At 33.5% G+C, this 3987-nt stretch carries 4 protein-coding genes; all 4 read left to right on the forward strand.

From position 1 onward, the window contains the following. The first annotated feature begins 48 nt into the window (after positions 1 to 48). Positions 49 to 1347 (forward strand): phosphoenolpyruvate mutase, encoded by a 1299-nt coding sequence (gene aepX, locus K6D58_RS06820; protein ID WP_296828911.1) that lies wholly within the window; start codon positions 49 to 51, stop codon positions 1345 to 1347. A gap of 8 nt (positions 1348 to 1355) precedes the next feature. Beyond that, complete coding sequence (locus K6D58_RS06825) at positions 1356 to 2474, forward strand: phosphonoacetaldehyde reductase (protein ID WP_296828913.1); 1119 nt, start codon at positions 1356 to 1358, stop codon at positions 2472 to 2474. A 1-nt stretch (position 2475) separates the two neighbouring features. Continuing rightward, positions 2476 to 3591 carry a phosphonopyruvate decarboxylase gene (gene aepY / locus K6D58_RS06830; RefSeq protein ID WP_296828914.1) on the forward strand — a complete coding sequence of 372 codons (1116 nt, stop codon included), beginning with the start codon at positions 2476 to 2478 and terminating at the stop codon, positions 3589 to 3591. Between the two features lie 6 nt (positions 3592 to 3597). Beyond that, positions 3598 to 3987: oligosaccharide flippase family protein (locus tag K6D58_RS06835; protein WP_296828916.1), on the forward strand; the 390-nt coding region annotated here is incomplete at its 3' end.

The following is a 3987-nucleotide window of genomic DNA, read 5'->3' on the forward strand; positions in this document are numbered from 1 at the left end:
GAGGGTTTATAAACATGAAATTGAAGCATATTATAAAGAGGAGATAAAATGAAAACTGTATATTGTGGCATGAGTGCCGATTTAATTCATCATGGTCATTTGAATATTATTCACGAAGCTATGAAACTTGGTGAAGTAACAGTAGGCGTTCTTACTGATGAGGCAATTGCAAGTTATAAACGATTACCTTATCTCACTTATGAACAGCGTGCTGAAATTGTTTCGAATATTAAAGGTGTAGCAAAGGTAGTTCCTCAAACAACTTTAGATTATGTTCCAAATCTTGAAGAATTGAAGCCAGATTTTGTAGTTCATGGAGATGACTGGCTTACTGGGGTTCAGCAGGAAACTCGTCAGCGTGTAATTGATTGTATTTCTAAGTGGGGTGGTAAAGTAATTGATGTTCCTTATACACCTGGTATTTCATCAACTGCATTAAATGCAGAAGTAAAAGAAATTGGTACAACCCCAGAAATCCGTCAGAAAATGCTTAGACGTCTTATTGCTGCAAAACCAATTGTTCGCATTATGGAAAGTCATTCCGGTCTTACAGGCCTTATCATAGAAAAGACTAAGGTAAAGGTTAATAACAAGACAGAAGAATTTGATGGTATGTGGGCAAGTTCTCTGACAGATTCAACAAGTAAAGGAAAACCTGATATTGAAGCTGTTGATCTTACAACAAGACTTCATGGATTAAATGATGCTCTTGAATGTACAACTAAACCTGTTATTTTTGATGGCGATACAGGTGGGAAAATTGAGCACTTTGTATTCACTGTACGTACATTGGAAAGACTTGGTATTTCGGCTGTTATTATTGAAGATAAAGTTGGCTTAAAGAAGAATTCTTTATTTGGAACTGATGCAATTCAGACACAAGATACTATTGAAGGTTTTAGTGAAAAGATCAGGGCTGGTAAAAGAGCTCAGATAGCACAGGACTTTATGATTATTGCTCGTTGTGAAAGTCTTATTGCAGGAAAATCTGTTGAGGATGCATTGGAAAGATGTTTCGCATATGTTGATGCCGGTGCAGACGGAATTATGATTCACAGTAAGAATAAGAGTGGAGAAGATATTAAAGAATTCTGCCAGAAGTTTAGACAGAAACATACTTCTGTTCCTCTTGTTGTAGTTCCTACTACATATAATCATGTTACAGAAGAAGAACTTACAGAATGGGGTGTAAATGTTGTTATTTATGCTAATCATATGTTGCGATCTGCTTATCCAGCTATGGTTAATACTGCAAAATCAATCCTTACACATCATCGTTCTCTTGAAGCAAATGATATGTGTATGAGTGTAAAGGAAATTCTTGAATTGATTCCAGGTACAAAATAGGTCTTTCTATGAGTCAGATTATTTTTAAGGCATCAGACACTTATTCTGAATTGGATGATTATTTCAAGACTATAAAATGTAGTTCTATATTTTTGGTTTGTGATGCTGCATTTAAATTCTTAAAAATAAAGAATTATTTTGAACAGGTTTCAAATAGACTTGGGATAAAAGTTGTAAAATTTGATGATTTTCAACCTAATCCACTGTATGAATCTGTTGAAAAGGGAGTGCATTTATTTAAATCATCAAATTGCACTGCCATTGTTGCAGTAGGTGGTGGTAGTTCTATGGATGTTGCAAAGTGTATTAAGTTATATTCCAACATGAATGATAATGAAAACTACCTTAAACAGAAAATTGTACCTAATCAGATTCCATTTTTAGCTGTACCTACTACAGCAGGAACGGGAAGTGAAGCAACAAGGTATGCAGTCGTTTACTATGAAGGTGCAAAACAATCTGTTAATCATGAAAGTTGTATTCCTTCTGCAGTTTTATTTGATTCTTCGGCTTTAAAAACACTCCCAGATTATCAGAAAAAATCAACAATGCTTGATGCTCTTTGTCATTCAATAGAGTCATATTGGTCTGTAAATTCAAATGATGAATCAAAAAAATATTCTTCTGAAGCAATAAAAACAATCTTTGAAAACCTAAGTGGATATCTTGCAAATGAAGATGCTGCCAATGAGAATATGTTAAGAGCTGCTAATCTTGCAGGTAAGGCAATTAATATTACTCAGACAACTGCAGGTCATGCTATGTGTTATAAACTTACAAGTTTATATGGAATTTCTCATGGTCATGCGGCGGCTCTTTGTGTAAATAAACTATGGCCATTTATGGTTTGCAATACAGATAAATGTATTGATTCACGAGGTAAAGATTATCTTGAAAATGTATTCATAGAATTATCAAAGTTAATGGGCTGTGAAAAAGCGATAGACGCAACTCAAGCATTTTCGAAGCTTCTAGAAGGTTTATCCTTACAATTTCCTGGTAATATTAAGGATGAAGATTTTGATGTATTAAAGACATCTGTAAATCCTGTAAGATTAAAAAATAATCCTGTAAAACTTACAGAAGATGAAATAAATATACTCTATCATCAGATTTTGGAGAAATAGTATGAATGTCGAAACTTTAATAAAAGTAACAGGTGCAGATTTTTTTACTGGTGTACCTGATTCACAGTTAAAAGCTCTTTGTAATTATTTAATGGGTATTTATGGAATTGATCCTGCACATCATATAATTGCTGCTAATGAAGGTAACTGTACTGCTTTAGCTGCTGGTTATCATCTTGCAACAGGAAAAGTTCCTGTTGTTTATATGCAGAATTCTGGTGAAGGAAACATAATAAACCCAGTTGCATCTTTACTTAATGATAAGGTTTATGCTATTCCTATGATTTTTATCATTGGATGGCGAGGAGAACCTGGAGTTCATGATGAACCTCAGCATATCTATCAGGGTGAAGTTACTGTTAAACTTCTTGATGATATGAGTATTTCATCTTTTGTAATTACTAAAGAAACTACAGAGGATGAACTTGTAAAAGTTATGTCAGATTTTAAGAAACTTCTTTCAGAAGGTAAACAGGTTGCTTTTGTCATAAAGAAAGGAGCTATTTCTTATGACGGTAAAGTTGAATATAAAAATGATAATAAAATGGTACGTGAAGAAATAATCCGTCATATTGTTCAGTTTTCAGAAGAAGATCCAATCGTTTCTACAACAGGAAAGGCAAGTCGTGAATTATTTGAAATTCGTGAAGCCAATAAACAGAGCCACAAATATGATTTTCTGACTGTGGGTTCAATGGGACACAGTTCTTCAATTGCTTTAGGTGTTGCTCTTAATAAGCCTGAAAAGAAAATCTGGTGTATTGATGGAGATGGAGCTGTCCTTATGCATATGGGGGCAATGGCTGTGTTAGGTGCAAATGCTCCAAAGAATCTTGTTCATGTTGTTATTAATAATTCGGCACATGAAACTGTTGGTGGAATGCCAACCGTTGCTGGAAAAATTGATTTAGTCGGAGTTGCTAAAGCTTGTGGATATCCAAATGCAGTTTGTGTTAACACCTTTGAGAAACTTGATACTGAATTAAAAGCTGCAAAAGATAGAAATGAATTATCTTTTATTGAGGTAAAGTGTTCTATTGGAGCTCGTGAGGATTTGGGAAGACCTACTACTACGGCTATTGAGAATAAAGAAAATTTTATGATCTTCTTAAAGTAGGTATTTATGAATCTTAGTAAAGCTGTATTCTCTGGTTTTTTCTGGAAATTTGCAGAAAGAATTCTTGCACAATTAATATCTTTTGTAGTTTCTATTGTAATTGCAAGAATTCTTTCACCAGATGATTACGGGCTTGTTGCTATGGGAATGGTTTTTATTAACATAGCGAATGTCTTTGTTACTAATGGCTTTTCTGCTGCTTTAATACAAAAGAAAGATGCAGATGAAACAGACTTTTCTACACTTTTTTATTGTAGTTTGCTTCTTTCTTGTATTCTTTATTTTTGTTTGTTTTTTTTAGCACCTGTTGTTTCTAGGTTTTATAATAATGAATTATTAATTAAACTTATAAGAATATTTGGTTTAATATTGCCTATTTCTTCTTATAAATCTATA

This window comes from Treponema sp. (genome assembly GCF_024696245.1).
In the GTDB taxonomy this organism is placed as follows: Bacteria; Spirochaetota; Spirochaetia; order Treponematales; family Treponemataceae; genus Treponema_D.